Annotated in this window: 1 protein-coding gene; it reads right to left on the bottom strand. The window is 62.2% G+C overall.

Features of this window, described 5'->3' with window-relative positions; translation table 11 throughout:
- Positions 1-1401 (bottom strand): AMP-binding protein (locus tag H2510_RS20525; protein WP_186630123.1); only part of this gene is annotated, 1401 nt, incomplete at both ends.

The following is a 1401-nucleotide window of genomic DNA, read 5'->3' as shown; positions in this document are numbered from 1 at the left end:
CGGTTCAGGAACCACATCCGCTGCTGCGCCAACGACAACGGCACCACACCCGGACGCTCCCGCGCCACCAACGCAACCCGATCCCCCGACCCCACCGACTGCTCCACCCGAACCGCCAAACCACCCACCGACGGCGCCTCGAACACCAACCGCACCGGCACCACCGCATCCAACGCCACACCCAACCGCGACACCACCTGCGTCGCAATCAACGAATTACCACCCAACGCAAAGAAATCATCATCGACACCCACACGATCAACACCCAACACCTCAGAAAACACCCGCGCCACCGCCTCCTCCACCGGAGTCGACGGAGCCCGAAACACCACAGCCTCGAACACCGGAGCCGGCAACGCCGCCCGATCCAACTTCCCATTCACCGTCAACGGCAACGCATCCAACACCACAAACGCCGACGGCACCATGTACGACGGCACCACCGCACCCAACGCCACCTTCACCTCACCCACATCCAAAGACACACCCGCACCACCAACCACGTACGCCACCAACTGATCTCCCGCAAACTCATCCACCCGAGCAACCACCGCAACATCGACCACCCCATCCACCCCACGCAACGCCGACTCGATCTCCCCCAACTCGATCCGGAAACCACGCACCTTCACCTGAAAATCACTACGCCCCACATACTCCAACTCACCAGAACCACCCCACCGCACCACATCACCCGTCCGATACAACCGAGAACCCACACCCACACCCGCAACACCGACAAACGGATTCGCCACAAACCGCTCCGCCGTCAAATCCACCCGACCCACATACCCACGCGCCAACTGCACACCCGCCAAATACAACTCACCCGACACACCCACCGGCACCGGATGCAACCGCTCATCGAGCACCAACACACCCGTATTCCACTCCGGCACACCAATAGGCACACCCGCAACATCACCCGCCCCCACCTCATGCACCGTCACCGACACCGCAGCCTCCGTCGGACCATACAAATTGAACAACGCACCCGCATTACCCCGACGGAACCACTGCGCAGTCGCCCCCGGCAACGCCTCACCAATCGCCAACACCCGCACCAACGAACTCGACAACACACCACCCGACACCGCCAACAACGCCGACAACGTCGACGGAACCACATGCAACGTCGTCACCGACTCCGCCACCATCAACTCATGCAGATACGCCGCATCCCGATGCCCCTCCACCGACGCCACCACCACCGACGCACCCGACACCAACGCCGACCAGAACTCCCACACCGACAAATCGAACGTCGCCGCAGTCTTGAGCAACACCACATCACCGACACCCAACCCGAACTCGGACCTCTTCCACACCAACTGATTCACCACAGCCTCATGCGAGACCGCCACACCCTTCGGCCGACCCGTCGACCCCGACGTGAAAATC

The sequence above is a fragment of the Rhodococcus sp. BP22 genome, assembly GCF_014281965.1.
Classification (GTDB): Bacteria; Actinomycetota; Actinomycetes; order Mycobacteriales; family Mycobacteriaceae; genus Rhodococcoides.
Note: the sequence above shows the minus strand (reverse complement) of the source record. Positions and strands in the feature narration are given on the sequence as shown.